Here is a 16,007-nt window from a genome sequence, read left to right on the forward strand (position 1 = left end):
TGGTAATAAATGAAGTTTAAACAGTTAGTTGCTGCAGGATTGATGTTATCCGTTGCCAATATGGCAAAGTCGGCCCAAGAAAGTGAATTTGTCGTTTCTGATATTAAAGTCGAAGGTCTGCAACGTGTAGCCCTTGGTGCGGCATTAACCTACTTGCCGGTCAAAGTCGGTGATGAAATGAATAGCTTCCGTATAGCACAGGCTATTCGCTCATTATATGCATCAACGCATTTCGAGAGCATTGAAGTGCTGCGTGACGGCGATGTACTGGTGGTCAAGGTGAAAGAGCGCCCCACTATCAGTAATATTATTCTTGAAGGCAATGACGACATCAAAGATGAGCAGCTACAAGAAAGTTTAGACGGCAGCAATATTCGTTTAGGTGAGCCACTGGATAAAACCGTGCTGACTTCTATCGAAAATGGCTTAAAAGACTTCTACTACAGTATTGGTAAATATAATGCCGATGTAAGTGCGATCATTACACCTTTGCCACGTAATCGTGTTGACCTAAAGCTGCTTTTCGAAGAGGGCGACGCCGCCAAAATTGAGCAGATCAACATTGTTGGTAACACCATTTTTGACGACGCTACTTTGTTCGAACAAATGGAACTGAAATTCGATGCCCCATGGTGGGATTTCCTATCCGAAACCCGGTATCAGAAACAGACCCTTACCGGTGATATGGAAACGGTCACAAGCTATTACAAAGACCGAGGCTATCTGAAGTTCGATATTGAATCGACGCAAGTATCCATGACGCCTGAGAAAGCGGGTATATACGTCACCTTGAATATTGAAGAAGGCGAGCAGTATAAAGTTTCTGAAGTGGAATTGGTCGGTGAGTTATTAGGTCATGAGGATTACTTAAAGCTCGTATTGCCTATTACGCCAGGGGAGTTATATAACCAGGCTGAAGTAACGTACACAGAAGAGTTTATCAGCAAGTATTTTGGTCGCTTTGGTTACGCTTATCCGACGGTTACCACCATTCCTGATATTAATGAAGAAGATAAAACGGTTAAATTGACCTTATCCGTGGACCCCGGCAAACGCATTTACGTTCGTCGTATTAACTTCGAAGGTAACATTGGCACTGCTGATGAAGTATTGCGTCAGTCAGTGACACAAATGGAAGGTGCATGGCTATCAAATGCAACGCTAGAATCTTCGAAGAATGCACTTTCTCGCTTAACCTACATGGAATCAGTTGATTTTGAAACGGTTCGCCTGCCTGGCGAAGACGACAAAGTTGATGTTAACTTCAGCGTAAAAGAGCAAGCTTCTGGTTCATTCAATGCCGGGATCGGTTACGGTGATAGAACCAAGCTGAGCTTACAAGCGGGTATCCAACAAGATAACTTCTTAGGTACAGGTAAACGTATCGCGCTTAACTTAAGTACCACGTCATATCAAAAAAGTGCTCAGATTTCTTATACAGACCCGTATTTCACCATCGATGGTATCAGCTTAGGTGGCTCGGTTGGCTACAGCGAGTTTGATGGAGAAAGCGCTGGTTTTATTCAATATAACTCTAAACAATATTCAGTTGGCGCAAACGTCGGTTATCCTATTGATGAGTTCAACCGCATTAACTTTGGTTTGACCTACAGTAATGTTGAGTTGTTCCAAAGCACTTCTTACGAACAGACAACCCGCTTTTATAATCAGTTTGTGGATGAAAGCAACCCTGATGATTCTATTAAATACGATAGCTTCTTAGCGTCAGTTGCCTGGATCCGCTCAACGCTAAACCGTGGTGTTTTTCCAACGGCTGGTTCGTCGCAACGTGCGTCGTTCAGTATCACCACGCCGAATTCTGACGTTAACTACTTTAAAACCGAAGTGGATACCAAGTTTTATTTCCCATTGTCTCGTAACCAGCGTTGGTCGTTCTTGGCTCGCTTGAAGTTAGGTTATGGTAACGGTTATGGCACCGCCAATGGTGTAGATCAAATCTTACCGTTTAACCAAAACTTCGGTGCTGGTGGTAATGATTCACTGCGCGGCTTTGAAAACAACACTGTTGGACCTCGTGGTGTGCAGCTTACCCCTTCAGTCATCCGAGATATTGACGGCAATATTATTTACGGCAGCCCAGTTAACGACACTGTGACTATTTCGTCTCGTTCGCTTGGGGGCAACGCGATGATCTTAGGGGGAGTCGAGTTAATCGTGCCTACTCCGTTTGTAGAAGCTGACTTCGATAATTCGGTACGTACTAGCTTGTTCGTGGATGTAGGTAACGTTTGGGATACCGAATTTAGGTATGACCGTTATAAAGATTTAACGCTTAATCAACAGTTTAACAACGATCCATTAGAAGATTACAGTGATTACAAGTTGTATAGAGCTTCTGGTGGTCTTTCTGTACAATGGCTGTCGCCTATGGGACCTATGGTATTCAGCTTCTCTAAAGCGATTGAATCAAGAGAAGGGGATGACACGAAGTTTTTCTCTTTTAACATTGGTCAAACATTCTAAATCCAGTATTGTTTAGTGCTGAGAAAAATAACGATTAAAAATCAGGAGTATCTTTTGAAAACATTTACTAAAAGTCTTGTAGCAGGGGCATTAATTGGCGCAGCAGCATTTAGTAGTGCAGCATTGGCAGAGCAAAAAATCGGTGCGGTTAACGTACAAGGTATTTTTCAATCTATGCCTCAAGCAGCCACAATTCAACAAGACTTAGCGGCAGAGTTTAAAGACAAAACTGAAGAAGTTAGCCGCTTAGAAAAAGACATTAAGTATTACATTGAGAAGAATCAACGTGATGCAGCGACTATGAGCAGCAAAGAAAAAACTGAACTTGAAGGCAAAATCAACGCTCTTCGTGAAGAATATGCAGCTAAAGCGCAGCCGCTTCAACAAGAAGTACAAGGTCGTTTGAAAGAAGAGCAAAATAAATTGCTTGGTTTCATCAAGCAGTCAATTGACGTTGTTGCAGCGAAAGAAAAGTATGACGTTATATTAAACGCCAATGCAGTTGCGTTTATTAATCCAGAAGATGATATCTCTAAGAAAGTATTAGAGCAGGTCAGTAAAGTAAAATAAGTCCAACAGGACGCGCGTTAAAATCGATAATAAGGTCTGACTTTGAATCAAACGGTTAGCTTACAGCAATTAGCTGATAAAATTGGAGCCTCGCTACATCTTACTGATGGCGACAGTGGTGAGACACAAATCCATTCACTGTCTACATTGGCGTCAGCAGGCAATGGTCAGATTTCATTTTTGTCGAATAGTCGGTATCGTAGCCAGCTTGAAAAAACGGCCGCTCAGGCCGTTATTTTAAAATCCGAAGATTTATCGCATTGTCAGTGCTCAGCATTAGTGATGGACAATCCCTATGTTGGGTTTGCACTCGCAGCACAATTACTTGACTCTACTCCTCGTTCGGCCGACGGCATTTCACCTTTAGCGGTGATAGCTGATGATGTTGAATTGGGGGATAACGTTAGTATTGGTGCGCATGCCGTTATTGAATCGGGTGTTAAGCTAGCAGATAACGTACAAATTGGCCCCGGCTGCTTTATTGGTAAAGAGGTAAGTGTTGGTGCCAATACTAAGCTGTGGGCAAATGTCACTCTGTATCATCGCGTAGTACTAGGGCAAGACTGTTTAATACAATCTGCCACTGTCATTGGTGCTGATGGTTTTGGTTATGCAAATGACAAAGGCCGTTGGGTTAAAATACCTCAGTTAGGCACGGTTATCTTAGGAGATCGTGTTGAAGTGGGTGCCAGTAGTACTATTGATCGTGGTGCGCTTGATGACACCATCATTGGTAATGGTGTAATTATCGATAATCAGTGTCAAGTCGCACACAATGTGATTATTGGTGAGAACACTGCCATCGCTGGATGCACAGTTGTCGCTGGAAGTGTTACTATTGGCCGCAATTGTACAATTGGTGGCATGGTGGCAATTAACGGACATATGGAAATTTGTGATAACGTTTATATTACGGGGATGAGTATGGTGACAAAAGCCATAGACAAACCTGGCGTTTACTCTTCCGGAATGCCCGCTATTGAAAACCGAGAGTGGCGAAAAAATGCAGTGGCGTTGCGTAACCTTAGCACCCTCAATCAGCGTGTCAAAACACTCGAAAAATCGCATTTAAAGTAAGTTACCTTGCCAATTGGTGACTTAATTGAGGAGATAACCTGTTGGTTAATAATATCAATCAGCTTGGAATTGAAGAAATTCTTGAGCTTTTACCCCACCGTTACCCATTTTTATTACTTGATCGTGTTACGGACTACACCTTAGGTGAATCGATCACAGCCTATAAGAACATTACCTTTAATGAGCCGTGCTTCACTGGCCATTTTCCGGGTAAGCCTATTTTCCCCGGGGTACTCATTTTAGAAGCATTAGCACAAGCCGCAGGCGTGTTAGGCTTTAAAACTGCAGGTAATAGTGACGATTTATATTTGTATGCAGGGATAGATAAAGCGCGCTTTAAACATCCTGTTGTGCCTGGTGATCGTTTAGATATGGACGTGCGCCTTATAAAAGAGCGCCGCGGGATCTGGAAATTCCACGGTGTCGGCAGCGTAGATGGCAAAGCCGTCTGTGAAGCAGAATTCATGTGTGCCATGCGGAAACTATAACGTGATTCATTCTACAGCTATCATTCATCCTTCGGCGATTATCGCCGATGATGTGAAAATTGGTCCTTATTGTCTTATCGGCGCTAATGTTGAAATTGGCTCAGGCACCGTGCTTGAGTCTCATGTGGTCGTAAAAGGCCACACTAAGATCGGCGAAAACAACCGATTCTTCCAGTTTGGTTCCATCGGTGAAGATTGCCAAGATAAAAAATATGCTGGCGAAGATACGTATTTGACCATTGGCGATAATAACGTTTTTCGCGAATCAGTCACTGTCCATCGCGGCACAGCTCAAGATAAGGCGTTGACTCAAATTGGCTCACATAATTTGCTTATGGCTTATGCCCATGTTGCCCATGATTGCGTCATTGGCGATCACTCTATTTTGGCAAATAACGCGACGTTAGCAGGCCATGTGCACATTGGCGATCACGTTATTTTAGGCGGTATGACAGCCTTTCATCAATTCTGCCATATCGGCTCACATAGCTTTGTAGCAGGTGGCGCAATCGTGCTGCGTGACGTACCTCCCTACGTCATGATAGGCGGTGATAAAAGCACGCCTCATGGTATCAATAGTGAAGGTTTGAAGCGTCGCGGTTTTGATAAAGACGTCATTATGCAATTACGCCGTGCCTACAAGGTGCTATACCGAAATGGTCATCGAGCAGACGAAGCGGTTGAGTTGCTAAACGAAATGGCGCAAAGCACGCCTGAGGTTAAGATCATGGCTGATTTTGTGGCGACCTCTTCACGAGGTATTGTGCGCTAAGCCATGAGCGAAAAAGCCATTAGAGTAGGAATAGTTGCCGGTGAAACATCCGGCGACATACTAGCCGCCGGATTAATCAGCAGTATTAAGCAGCAATATCCCAATGCCATTTTTGAAGGGATAGCCGGTCCACGCATGCAAGCGCAAGGGTGTACAACGATATTCGACATGGAAGAACTATCTGTGATGGGACTCGTTGAAGTGTTATCGCGTATTCGCAGATTGTTGTTTGTTCGCAAAAGTTTATATCAACATTTTATCGCCAATCCCCCAGATATTTTTATCGGTGTTGATGCCCCAGATTTTAACTTACGCTTAGAGTTACCTCTTAAAAAAGCGGGTATTAAAACCGTGCATTACGTCAGCCCCACAGTTTGGGCTTGGCGCGAGAAGCGCGTGTTCAATATTGCCAAAGCAACCGATCTGGTTTTGAGTTTGTTTCCGTTTGAGAAGCAGGTCTACGATAAGCATAATATCCCATGCCAATTTGTAGGCCATACCATGGCAGATGGCATCCCTTTGGTGCCTGATAAAGGTGCTGCACGTAAAGCATTAAAAGTACACCCAGACGAGCGAGTATTGGCCTTGTTGCCTGGTAGTCGCCACAGTGAAGTGAGCTTGCTGCTCGATATTTTTATGCAAAGCGCAGAACTATTGTCCAAAGACGTAAGCGATTTATGTGTGCTCATCCCAGTGGTTAACAAAGAGCGCAAACGTCAAGTTGAAGACTATATGCGAGAGCACTTGGTTGACGTAAATTACCGAGTGGTTATCGGCCATGCTCGTGAAGTGATGACAGCTTCTGACGCTGTATTGCTAGCGTCGGGGACAGCGACGCTAGAAGCCATGCTATGCAAACGCCCTATGGTGGTAGCATATCGTATGAGCTGGCTAACCCACCAAATGATGAAGCGTTTATATATTGCTAAATATTTTGCATTACCCAATATTTTAGCGGATGAAGAGTTAGTCCCCGAATTATTGCAAGAAGACGTTAACCCTCAGAATATTGCCGGCAAATTATTGCACTACTTTAACCAGAGTGAAGATCAGAAAGCTGCGTTAGTCGCCCGCTTTACTGAACTTCATGGGTTACTCAAGCAAGATGCAGATGCCCAAGCGGCCAAAGCGGTGTTATCGCTAATAGAACCCAATCAAGAGAGCAAGTAAATGACCCAGTTAATTGCAGGTGTCGATGAAGTTGGCCGCGGGCCCTTGGTGGGCGATGTGGTAACCGCCGCTGTTATCCTTGACCCAGCCAAACCGATTGCCGGGTTAGCAGATTCAAAGAAAATATCAGAGAAAAAACGTCTCGCCCTGTTTGATATCATCATGCAGAACGCATTAGCGGTCTGTGTAGGCAGAGCGTCACCGCAAGAGATTGACGAGTTAAATATCCTGCATGCCACCATGCTTGCTATGAAGCGAGCAGTGCAAGGGCTAGCAACCCAGCCCACGTTTGTGCGCGTAGACGGTAATCGTTGTCCTAATTGGGATTATGCCAGTGAAGCGGTGGTAAAAGGTGATAGCCTATTTGCTGAAATTTCAGCGGCTTCAATTATTGCGAAAGTGACCAGAGATGCGGAAATGAGCGAGTTACACAATGCTCACCCTGAATACGGTTTCGCTCAGCACAAGGGATACCCCACAAAAGCGCACCTAGAAAAACTGGCTGAACTTGGCCCTTTATCTCAGTACCGAATGAGCTTCAAACCCGTGCAATTATCGTTAATGCAACGTGGCGGGCAGTTGGCAGGAAACTAAATGTCTGATTGTAAATTTGTACACTTGAGAGTCCACAGCGACTATTCAATGCTAGACGGTTTGAATAAAGTAAAACCGCTGATTGCCCATGTAAAATCACTCAATATGCCTGCGGTTGCGTTAACCGATCAGATGAACATGTGTGGCCTGGTAAAATTTTATGAGCAGGCCCATTCAAACGGCATTAAACCCATTATTGGTACGGACTTCTGGGTGCAGTCAGATGCCCTAGAAGATCATGTTTTTCGCTTGACGTTGTTAGCCGCTAATAACAAAGGCTATAAAAATATCACTTTGCTCATCTCTAAAGCGTATCTGCGCGGCAGTGTGCAAGACAAAGCCGTTATAGACCAAGAATGGTTGGTTGAGCATAGTGAAGGGGTGATCATCCTTTCAGGTGGCCGTATGGGCGACTTAGGGGTTTATCTAACCAAAGGCAATGTTGGCCTAGCTGAAAAGGCTACCGCCTTTTACCAGCAGCATTTTCCTGACCGTTTCTACTTAGAATTAACACGCACAGGGCGCTTAGGCGAAGAAGACTATATTCACCGAGCGGTGGAGTGGGCGGGGCAACATGACTTGCCCGTAGTGGCCACAAACGAAGTGTGCTTTATCTCACCTGATAACTTTGAAGCGCACGAAATTCGCGTTGCCATTCATGATGGTTACACACTGAACGATCCACGTCGTCCTAAGTTGTACAGTGAACAACAATACATGCGCACCAGCGAGGAAATGTGTGAGCTATTTGCCGACATTCCCCAAGCGATTGAGAACACAGTTGAGATTGCCAAGCGTTGTAATGTATCAGTACTACTAGGCACTTATTTCCTACCAGATTTCCCTACGGGCGATATGTCCATCGCAGACTTCTTAGTAAAAGTATCTGAAGAGGGGTTAGAAAAACGCTTAGCGTTTCTTTTCCCTGACGAAGAAGAACGCCTTGCTAAACGCCCAGAATACGATGAACGATTAAAGATTGAGTTAGTGGTAATCAACCAAATGGGATTTCCCGGTTACTTCTTGATCGTAATGGAATTTATTCAGTGGAGTAAAGATAACGGTATTCCAGTTGGTCCGGGACGAGGGTCAGGTGCTGGTTCACTGGTGGCATATGCACTAGGGATAACGGATTTGGATCCGCTGGAATTTGATTTGCTGTTCGAGCGATTCTTGAACCCTGAGCGGGTTTCCATGCCGGATTTCGACGTCGATTTCTGTATGGACAGACGCGACGAAGTGATTGATCACGTTGCTGAAATGTACGGTCGTGATGCGGTATCGCAAATTATCACATTTGGTACCATGGCTGCGAAGGCCGTTGTGCGCGACGTTGGGCGAGTTTTGGGTCACCCTTACGGCTTCGTTGATCGTATTTCAAAGCTTATTCCACCTACGCCAGGTATGACGTTAACCAAAGCATTTGAAGAAGAGCCGCGATTACCGGAGCTTTACGCCTACGATGAAGAAGTCAAAGATCTCATCGATATGGCGCGAATTCTTGAAGGGGTAACTCGTAACGCGGGTAAACACGCCGGTGGTGTGGTTATCGCGCCAGATAAAATTACCGATTTCGCGCCCTTATATTGTGATGATGAGGGGAAAAACCCAGTCACGCAATTTGATAAAAATGATGTTGAAACGGCAGGTCTGGTTAAGTTTGATTTCTTGGGCTTACGTACACTGACCATTATTCAGTGGGCCATCGATATGATTTCCGCCGGTAAAGGCGTCGATATCGATATCTTGGCGATTCCAATGGATGACAAGAAATCCTTTAAACTCTTACAGCGCTCTGAAACCACAGCCGTTTTCCAGCTTGAATCCCGCGGTATGAAGGATTTGATCAAGCGACTTCGACCCGATAGTTTTGAAGATATTATCGCACTGGTAGCCCTATTTAGACCGGGTCCTTTGCAATCAGGCATGGTGGACAACTTTATCGACCGTAAACATGGCCGAGAAGCAATCTCCTATCCCGATGCCACATACCAACATGAATGCTTGAAAGAAATTTTAGAGCCGACATACGGCATTATCTTGTATCAAGAACAAGTTATGCAGATAGCTCAGGAAATGTCTGGGTATAGTTTGGGTGGGGCAGATTTACTTCGCCGAGCTATGGGTAAGAAAAAGCCCGAAGAAATGGCCAAACAGCGAGAGTCATTTGAGACCGGCGCCAAAAACAACAACATTGACCCTGAGTTGGCGATTAAAATCTTCGATCTGGTAGAAAAGTTCGCTGGGTATGGTTTTAACAAATCTCACTCTGCTGCTTATGCCTTGGTCTCTTATCAAACCCTTTGGTTAAAAACCCATTACCCTGCTGAATTTATGGCGGCGGTAATGTCCGCTGATATGGACAACACAGATAAAATCGTGACCTTAGTCGACGAATGTCAGCGAATGGGAATTACCTTATTGCCACCTGATGTCAATGCAGGTAGCTACAAGTTTACCGTTGATAGCGAGGGGCGAATTGTTTATGGCATCGGAGCCATCAAAGGTGTGGGGGAAGGCCCTATAGCCGCGATCATTGAAGCGCGGGAAAACCACGAAAAATTCACAGACCTATTCGATTTCTGTGCAAAAGTGGATACTAAACGGATCAATAAGCGAGTGCTTGAAAAACTCGTTTACGCTGGCGCACTGGACAACCTTGGGCCACATCGAGCGTCTATTATGGCCACCTTACCGGAAGCAATATCTGCCGCAGATCAACACGCTAAAGCCGAAGCCCACGGGCAAAGTGATATGTTTGGCCTGCTAACCACAGAGCCTGAGCAAGTGGAGCAAGCGTTTGCTAAAGTGCCACATTGGGCAGAGAAAGTCTGGTTAGACGGCGAAAAGGTCACATTAGGGCTTTACCTAACGGGACACCCAATTAACCAATATGCCCAAGAAATTAAACATTACTGTACGGGTCGCTTGATTGATCTCAAACCGACCCATAAAGATGTCGTATCATACGCGGTAGGGTTAGTTATTGGCGTACGGGTGATGACCAATAAACGAGGTCGACGTTGGGGCATTGTCACATTAGATGATAAAAGTGCTAGGATAGATGTACGTTTTTTCCCCGATCTGTTTGAACAATACGAGGAAATACTGCAATCTGACCGAATATTGGTGGTAAGTGGACAGGTCAGCTTTGATGAATTTTCCGGGGGCAATACAATAGGCGCCCGCGACGCTATGGACATAGTTCAGGCGAGGGAAAAGAACGCAAAATGGTTAAGTATGCAGTTTGAATCGAGCTGGTGTAATGCCTCAACACTCGCTAAACTGCAAGCAATATTAGCGCCTTATCAAGGCGGAAGCTGTCCGGTACAAGCCCATGTTGTGCATCCGGATGCCGAGGTAACATTAGCGTTAGGTGCCCAGTGGTACGTTACCCCTGAGGATCAGTTACTTTTTGAATTACAGCAGCAGTTCGGTAAAGAGCATGTAGAGCTGGTGTTTCATTGATTTTGACAGATATAACGTCTGTTCACGAATAAACAAATTAGGTGTGGAATGAGCTTGAATTTTTTGGATTTCGAAAAACCAATCGCTGATCTTGAAGCAAAGATTGAAGGATTGCGTTTGGTTAATCAAGGCGGTGAATTCGATATTAGTATCGAGGAAGAAATCACAAAACTGCGTGAAAAAAGCGCGGAAATGAGCAAAAAAATATTCGCAGACTTAGGGGCATGGCAAGTATCTCAACTTGCGCGTCACCCAATGCGCCCGTATACCTTGGATTATATCCCCCGTATTTTTAGCGAATTTGATGAATTGGCAGGTGACCGCGCTTTCGCCGATGACAAAGCAATCATCGGTGGCTTAGCCATGTTAGATGAGCAGCCTATTATGGTCATTGGACACCAAAAAGGCCGCGATACCAAAGAGAAAATCAAACGTAACTTTGGTATGCCTAAGCCTGAAGGTTATCGTAAAGCGTTGCGTTTAATGGAAATGGCCGAGCGTTTTAATTTGCCTATCATTACCTTTATCGACACCCCTGGTGCTTATCCTGGTGTGGGGGCTGAAGAGCGTGGTCAAAGTGAAGCTATTGCCCGCAATTTAAAAGTGATGGCAGGACTCAAAGTGCCCATTATCTGTACGGTGATAGGTGAAGGTGGCTCGGGTGGCGCATTGGCAATTGGTGTTGGCGATCGTGTTAATATGTTGCAATACAGTACCTATTCCGTTATTTCACCAGAAGGTTGTGCGTCAATCCTCTGGAAAAGTGCTGACAAAGCCCCTTTAGCCGCAGAGGCGATGGGCGTAGCTGCTGGACAAATTAAAGAGTTAGGCTTGATCAACAGCATAGTGGAGGAGCCTTTAGGTGGCGCGCATCGTGACCACGACGTTGCAGCGGCGAATCTGAAAGCGACTATTAAACAGCAACTCGCTCAACTAAAAAGCTTGTCTGTTGAAGAGTTACTCGATCAACGGTACGAGCGACTCATGTCGTTTGGTTACTGTTAAAAAATTGATTAGCTGCCTGTGTAAGCAGGCTGTTTATGTTCAGCGCTTTTACAAACATGTACTCGCGCTGACGTTGTTAGCAACCCATTGGCAGATATGTCTTTATTCGACCATTTAGCAGCGCAAGTATCTGCACTGAAACGCTCCCACCCATCTCCTCTACACCTTGTTGTTGCTTACAGTGCTGGCATTGACTCTCATGTGCTGTTACATGCTTTGTGGCAGTTAACACAAGCTGACATTTCGTCGTTTCAATTAAGTGCTCTCTATATTCATCACGGGTTGAGTGATAATGCCGATAAATGGCAGCAGCACTGTGCCACTGTGTGCAGTGAACTTGAAGTCGAGTTTCATAGCGCCAAGGTATTTGTTGATGTAGCGAGCGGGAACGGGATTGAGGCACAAGCAAGAGATGCGCGTTATGCCAAATTAGTCGAAGTAGCGCCGCCAGGCAGTGTTGTAGCGTTAGCACAGCATCAAAACGACCAGTTAGAAACCGTATTACTGCAACTAAAACGTGGTGCTGGCCCAAAAGGCTTAAGTGGTATGGGGCGTCTTTTTTCTCGCGCTAAACCTTCGACACCTCAAGAGCAAGTACATTTTTTTAGGCCTTTGCTAGAAATAAGCCAAGCGCAGATTCATCGTTATGCTGATGAACACGCGCTGGTGTGGCAAGAAGATGAGTCGAATCAAAACGTCGACTTTGAGCGTAATTTTATTCGCCGAGATATTAATCCGCTTTTACATCAGCGTTGGCCACACTTTGCTCAGTCGGTTTCCCGCAGCGCTCAGTTATGCGCACAGCAGCAAGCGTTATTAGATGAAGTAACACAAGAAAAACTACTCTCGCTGCGAAACCCAAACAACACCTTGTCCATTGAGCTTCTCTTGGCGTTGACTGAGCCATGGCGTTTGCAAGTGGTGCGCATGTGGCTAGATACCCAGAGTATTCTCAGTCCAAGCCAAGCAATACTGGCACAGTTAAGCAGGGAGCTGCTGTTAGCCGCGCAAGATGCTAGCCCAGTGATACAGTGGCAAAAATGGCAATTCAGGCGTTTTGAAAATGCGCTTTATGTGATAACCATTCCTGAGCAGATAAGTCCATATGAAACGGTTATACAGCCGTGTGAAGTAAAAAAATTACCCTTATCCTTAGGGGAATTAGAGCTAAAACGTGGGCAATTAACCGAAGTAAGCGATGACAGCCTCAACATAGATAATCTTGATGTTGCCCCAGTAAGCGTGGTCTTTGGTGGTTTTTCTCAGCGCTTTACACCGCAAGATGCACCTCAATCTAAGCCGTTGAAGCAATGGTTCAAAGAGTGGAAGATACCTCCTTGGGAGCGCACGAACATCGCGATCATCAGGCAGGGCGAGCAGATCATTGGCTTGCTGATCCATGGTCGGTTTGTTGCTGGAAAATCGATTCAGCACAAAGCCGTATCGCAAAAAAAACTTGATTCATCAGGCACCCTAACATACCAAAAGTAGGGTGGGTAACAGCAAGTCCGCTGCGTTGAATTCAGCCTATCTATTTGTTCGTATCTTTAATTCATAACAATTGGATACACAATTGACATGCTGAGTCATGGAAGTGTCACAATGCACGGGTAGCCTGCAAACATTAACTCACTAACGCCTTCTTATTGATTGAAAAAACTCAAACGCTACCAATACGAACGCTATGCAGTGTTGTGCAAGCTGGCTTATCCAAAAACCTTTGATCATGTGGCGTTAGGATTCGCTGAGCAGGGTCACGTCGCCATCAAAAACAGGCAGGGGCATGTATTGGCGCGTATTTTGTGGCAAGACAAAAAGAAAGAAGTAATAGTTGTCTTTCGCGGCTCTCAAGTGCTGAGCGACTGGCTGACAAATTTGTGTTGCTTCCCTAAGCGCAAGCGTTTCAACAAGACCGTTTATTACATTCATTACGGTTACGATAGGTTGCTCAATCAAAAAGTAGCAGGAGCGGTGCCTGAAGAAGAGGCATTGAGTATTTATCAGCAGATTGAAAAGGTACTGACCCCTTTAATCGCGAGCGGTAAGCGGATCAGTTTAACAGGCCATTCATCCGGCGGGGCGATGGCTATTTTAACCGCAGACTGGCTTGAGCGGCGTTTTGACTCCCCCGTGCGCAGAGTCGTGACGTTCGGACAGCCATCTACGGGATTCAGAAGCTTTAATAAGCATTATATGTTGCACCGCCGTACTTATCGCATTTGCTGCGATTTGGACATTATTACGTTTTTACCGCCTCTGCCGGGCATATTTAAACATGTGGGGCGTAATCTTTGGCTGCATAATGAGCGAATATACGAAAACATTCGGCCGTCAGTGCGGCTATATAAAACACTCACCAGCTGGCTTATCTCTCCTATTTCTTATCATTACATGCACAAGTACATACGAAACAAAGACTTTTTTGATAAGCACTGAGTATCATGAGTGGGGGAAGGAACGTATTAACTTGTCTTAGATGTAATCCTAAAAGGGGCTGATACGTGAACATAGCGACTCTCTCTAGCCATCACTTTTCAATCGACAGCTTAGCTTTAGTAATCCCTTGCTTAAAGGCTCAATATTTATTGTTAAAGCCATGACGGACTACTCTCGACGAGAAAAATCACTATTGGCGCGACGCATTTTTTGGCGCGGCGCATCACTATTGTCGTGACAGGTGCTGATTGATAGCGTCAATATATTGCGCTTGTTTAAGCTTTTGCTGGGCAGAGAGCTCAGCTGTTTTCAACAACGATTTGCAGTGTTTTAAACCGCTTTTCTGTTCTTCATTTAACCCCTCATCTTGGGCTATTCTCGCTAATACCTTCAGTAAACTCAGACCAATGTTCGGGTTTTTGGGGGCGAGTTGCATCGCTTGGGTTAAGAGCTTATAAGCAGGCGCAAAGCGTTTATGTTTATAATGAATAGACGCCATCTCAGCGAGCTCTTTAGGGGTGTGATGAATTTCGCTACGCTCATTACGCTCTTGATCAATATATTCAGACATGACTTGATTGGCAAATTCATTACCACGAATTTGTTCTTTCATTCTATCTAGGATCGCCAAGGACTGCTCTCGTTGGCCGACTTCGTGAAACGCCTTTACCTTGTCTAAGTTATCTTCAACCGAGTGCCAGCTATTGACTTCGCCTTGAGTTTGCATCAACTCTTCCGCTTGTTTTTTGTTGTCTCCCAAGCTCAGCAAACGAGCTTGTAAAACCGTTAATTGGCTTTTGAAGTCATTAACATGAGTAAAATCTTGCTGAAATTTACTTACTTTTCGTTCCATGTCAGCTAATAACTTTTGCGCTTGCGTGTTAGAAGCCGTACTGGCTAAATCAATACCTGAACGGATGACATTGAGCTGTAGATCAGGCGTGTCATGTATAGAGTTTTTAGCGTATTTCGCCATGTTCTGAGTGGCAGTGTATTGGCCAAAGGGATCATGGTTTAATCGAGCCAAATCCCACGCTTTACGGTGACGCTGTATGTTGCGTGGTGCCAGTTTGCTCGCTTCTTTAATAAGCTCGTAGCCTTTCTCGTAATTCTCTTTTTCTATGTAGTACTCGGTGAGTGTGTCATAGGTGGCGAAGCGCGCGTCGTCTCGGTCTAACAACTCATCTGCAAGGGTCATTGCTTGGTCTATTTTGTCCTGCTTGAGTAGAGACCTTAATAGCCCTACTACAATCCAGCCATAATCATATTGCGTGAGCAATTGCCGATAAAAAGCTTCTGCATCAGCATATTCTTGCAAATTGAATAAACAACGACCGATCAAGCGATTAATCTGTGGATAGTACTGCACTAAAGATGCGTCTTGGAGCTGACGCTGGGCAAGGTATATGGCGCTTGGGTATTCTTCTTGATCGAAGCAATAATTCAAACGATACAGCTGACTTTTGACTTTCAGAATATAATTGATGCGTTGTGCCACTCGGGACTTGTCCAACGGCTTAACCCAAAAATCATCTGGTTGCAGTTCTATCACGCAATTAACGAGTTCGGCAGATGTGTCAGCGCTGAGAAAGACAACGCTGGTGGTCTTAGCGATATACCCTTTAAAGCGCATTTCTTCGAGTAGGTTAAACCCATCTTTATCACTGCGCACATCAAACGCCACGAGAATAATATCAAAAGAGATGTGTTCGCAGAGCCGCAGAGCATAAAAAGCATTTTGAGCACAACGAACGTTTTCGATGCCCATTTCTAGAAAAGCAGATTTTATCGTATCTTGTACAAGTGATTGCCCATCAATGACCAAGACATTCAGTTCTTTGACAGGTGGCTGCGGGGGGATCTTAATCAAACTACATCCATTTTATGATGCTCATTTCTATCTCGTTGTTATATGCCCAACGTTATAATGAACGATGAATAAG

Annotated in this window: 12 protein-coding genes; 11 read left to right on the forward strand and 1 reads right to left on the reverse strand. The window is 44.8% G+C overall.

What is annotated here, in order from left to right; all coding sequences use genetic code 11:
• The first annotated feature begins 9 nt into the window (after positions 1–9).
• The 11 genes from bamA (at position 10) to PATL_RS06450 (ending at position 14,064) form a co-directional block, all read left to right on the forward strand.
• Positions 10–2,484, forward strand: a complete 2,475-nt coding sequence (gene bamA, locus PATL_RS06400; protein WP_011574109.1) for an outer membrane protein assembly factor BamA — start codon at positions 10–12, stop codon at positions 2,482–2,484.
• 54 nt (positions 2,485–2,538) lie between these two features.
• Entirely contained in the window at positions 2,539–3,054 is a 516-nt protein-coding gene (locus tag PATL_RS06405) for an OmpH family outer membrane protein (protein ID WP_011574110.1), read from the forward strand.
• 42 nt (positions 3,055–3,096) lie between these two features.
• Positions 3,097–4,131 carry a UDP-3-O-(3-hydroxymyristoyl)glucosamine N-acyltransferase gene (gene lpxD / locus PATL_RS06410; RefSeq protein WP_011574111.1) on the forward strand — a complete coding sequence of 345 codons (1,035 nt, stop codon included), beginning with the start codon at positions 3,097–3,099 and terminating at the stop codon, positions 4,129–4,131.
• 41 nt (positions 4,132–4,172) lie between these two features.
• Positions 4,173–4,619 carry a 3-hydroxyacyl-ACP dehydratase FabZ gene (gene fabZ / locus PATL_RS06415; RefSeq protein ID WP_006992116.1) on the forward strand — a complete coding sequence of 149 codons (447 nt, stop codon included), beginning with the start codon at positions 4,173–4,175 and terminating at the stop codon, positions 4,617–4,619.
• Between the two features lies 1 nt (position 4,620).
• On the forward strand, positions 4,621–5,391 hold the full coding sequence (gene lpxA, locus PATL_RS06420) for an acyl-ACP--UDP-N-acetylglucosamine O-acyltransferase (protein ID WP_011574112.1): 771 nt from the start codon (positions 4,621–4,623) through the stop codon (positions 5,389–5,391).
• 3 nt (positions 5,392–5,394) lie between these two features.
• Entirely contained in the window at positions 5,395–6,561 is a 1,167-nt protein-coding gene (gene lpxB, locus PATL_RS06425; protein WP_011574113.1) for a lipid-A-disaccharide synthase, read from the forward strand.
• Positions 6,562–7,155 (forward strand): ribonuclease HII, encoded by a 594-nt coding sequence (gene rnhB / locus PATL_RS06430; protein WP_011574114.1) that lies wholly within the window; start codon positions 6,562–6,564, stop codon positions 7,153–7,155.
• Positions 7,156–10,623 (forward strand): DNA polymerase III subunit alpha, encoded by a 3,468-nt coding sequence (gene dnaE, locus PATL_RS06435; protein WP_011574115.1) that lies wholly within the window; start codon positions 7,156–7,158, stop codon positions 10,621–10,623. It begins immediately after the preceding gene.
• Between the two features lie 48 nt (positions 10,624–10,671).
• Positions 10,672–11,628 (forward strand): acetyl-CoA carboxylase carboxyl transferase subunit alpha, encoded by a 957-nt coding sequence (gene accA, locus PATL_RS06440; RefSeq protein ID WP_006992121.1) that lies wholly within the window; start codon positions 10,672–10,674, stop codon positions 11,626–11,628.
• A 96-nt stretch (positions 11,629–11,724) separates the two neighbouring features.
• Positions 11,725–13,119: a tRNA lysidine(34) synthetase TilS gene (tilS, locus tag PATL_RS06445; protein WP_011574116.1), complete on the forward strand. Its 1,395-nt coding sequence runs from the start codon at positions 11,725–11,727 to the stop codon at positions 13,117–13,119.
• A gap of 159 nt (positions 13,120–13,278) precedes the next feature.
• Positions 13,279–14,064: a lipase family protein gene (locus tag PATL_RS06450; protein WP_011574117.1), complete on the forward strand. Its 786-nt coding sequence runs from the start codon at positions 13,279–13,281 to the stop codon at positions 14,062–14,064.
• A gap of 226 nt (positions 14,065–14,290) precedes the next feature.
• On the opposite strand, the gene PATL_RS06455 is transcribed toward PATL_RS06450, so the two are convergent.
• Positions 14,291–15,934, reverse strand: a complete 1,644-nt coding sequence (locus PATL_RS06455; protein WP_081429926.1) for a response regulator — start codon at positions 15,932–15,934, stop codon at positions 14,291–14,293.
• Positions 15,935–16,007: the final 73 nt, after the last annotated feature.

Origin of the sequence: Paraglaciecola sp. T6c (assembly GCF_000014225.1) — a bacterium.
GTDB classification, from domain to species: domain Bacteria; phylum Pseudomonadota; class Gammaproteobacteria; order Enterobacterales; family Alteromonadaceae; genus Paraglaciecola; species Paraglaciecola atlantica_A.

Coding starts and splice junctions, on each gene's coding strand:
- bamA (WP_011574109.1), top strand. CDS start 10: ATGAAGTTTAAACAGTTAGTTGCTGCAGGATTGATGTTATCCGTTGCC.
- lpxB (WP_011574113.1), top strand. CDS start 5,395: ATGAGCGAAAAAGCCATTAGAGTAGGAATAGTTGCCGGTGAAACATCC.
- rnhB (WP_011574114.1), top strand. CDS start 6,562: ATGACCCAGTTAATTGCAGGTGTCGATGAAGTTGGCCGCGGGCCCTTG.
- dnaE (WP_011574115.1), top strand. CDS start 7,156: ATGTCTGATTGTAAATTTGTACACTTGAGAGTCCACAGCGACTATTCA.
- accA (WP_006992121.1), top strand. CDS start 10,672: ATGAGCTTGAATTTTTTGGATTTCGAAAAACCAATCGCTGATCTTGAA.
- tilS (WP_011574116.1), top strand. CDS start 11,725: ATGTCTTTATTCGACCATTTAGCAGCGCAAGTATCTGCACTGAAACGC.